Here is a 1,765-nt window from a genome sequence, read left to right as displayed (position 1 = left end):
CCTCCCTCTATAAATGTTGATATATCAACGGTTTGACCCGTTTTTAAGAGTGATAAAAAATTTTTTTATCACAGTTTTTACATAGTCTTTTCTAGTTCTTCAATTATTCGACATTTGATGAGTACGCTTCGCTAAAGCTAATTGGTTAAAATTAACTTTATATTCCACTATTTGATGCACTAATGGATCTCCGCGATGCTTATGATGACGTACCCTCCCATGTCTCTTGGCGTCCTTGCGCAAACATTCCTTCGTTCGGTCTATTCATAAGGCAGAGGCTGGCGATGCTCCTATAGGGACTCTTAGTCGGATGGAATAAATAATGCCGGCTTCTCCGTGTCATCCTTTTGTTGTAGGTCGAGCTTTGATGTTGCTAGGCTGCCTTTATGAGACCATTCAGGTCTTTCATCATGTGACTTACATCAAAATACACTCTCTTCTTGCATAAGGTGTGTAAAATCTTCAGTAACTTTCCACAGAGCACGACAATTGATTGCTTCTTTCGAAGGGGATTGGCGGTGCGTGTGGTGTAATATTCATGTAACTTCTTAAATGCTTCGTTGTGACGAAGTAACGGCATCATGACTCGAAATAACAGAGCCCGTAATTTCCTTCTTCCTCGCTTGGATATCCGTTTTTGTCCTTTGTGTTGTCCAGAAGAGTTTTCACGTAATGTGAGTCCCGCTAGTTTAATTAATTGGCGTGGATGGTCATATTGTGTGAGTGAACCGACTTCTGAAAGTAGCTCGACAATCGTTGCGTTGCTGATGCCTGGGACAGAATTTAAGTATTCATAGTCCGTCATTTCTTTTGCTAGTTCGGTTAACTGTTCTGTTAAAGTGTCTAATTGGCTTTGCTTCAATTTGTACTGTGTGAGAAGTGTGGCAATTTCTATTCGTGCCATCATGAGCCCTTCTGTCAGTCCAATAGAGTGCTGTGATACCTCAACTAATTGTTTCGCTTTTGGTAGCTGAGGCGATTTCATTCCCTTAACTTGGCGATATAAAAATAATAGTTCCTCGGGTGTCTTCCCTTGAATATCGCTTGGTAGTGGTGTCATTTCAAGCGCCGCATAAGCCATTTTTCCGAAGTCTTTAAACACCGTCATAAATTCCGGAAAGAAACGATCAATCCAGCGAATGATACGGTTTTGTAAGGCATTCAGATCTTCTTGGATTTTGGACCGTAACGTTGCACCATTGCGTAATTCAGCTTCTACGCCTTCTAGAATACGCGGATAGCTGAAACGCCCATCACGCAGTAAGCGCGCAATGACAAGGGCATCCTTTTGATCATTTTTCGTTTGAAGATTGTCATCCAATTCCTTTGAACGATTGACATGATGAGGATTTACCATGACAAATGGAATCCCATGTGCACTAAGATAAGCTGCGAGATTCATCCAATAGTGCCCAGTGGGTTCAAATCCCACAAGAATTTCGCTTTTTTCATGTATAGCACGTAAAGTGAGTACCTTTTCATAGAAAGCGTCAAAACCTTCTCTAGATTGAGAGAAAGGAAATGATTTATGGAGCACGCGTCCTCGTTCATCGATGGCACAAGCATAATGTTTTCTCTTAGCGATATCGATTCCGATGACTAAAGTGTTTTCAGTGACTTGATTAATTTTATAGTTCATATTAGAATGCATAGATGGAGTCCTCCTGTGTGATGATGGGTCAATTTGGCGTTGACACTCATGCATCATACAAGAGGGCTTTTTCTTTTTCAAGCCCCTGAAAATCCTTCTAACAGGAATGCTCCT

Annotated in this window: 1 protein-coding gene; it reads right to left on the bottom strand. The window is 41.1% G+C overall.

All coding sequences use genetic code 11. From position 1 onward, the window contains the following. Positions 1-373: 373 nt before the first annotated feature. A complete protein-coding gene (locus tag ACIQXF_RS23035; RefSeq protein WP_402788156.1) occupies positions 374-1,651 on the bottom strand; it encodes an IS110 family RNA-guided transposase in 1,278 nt (425 codons plus the stop codon). Between the last annotated feature and the right edge of the window lie 114 nt (positions 1,652-1,765).

The organism is Lysinibacillus sp. NPDC097231, assembly GCF_044761885.1.
Lineage (GTDB): Bacteria > Bacillota > Bacilli > Bacillales_A > Planococcaceae > Lysinibacillus.
This window is presented reverse-complemented; position numbering and strand designations above follow the sequence as displayed.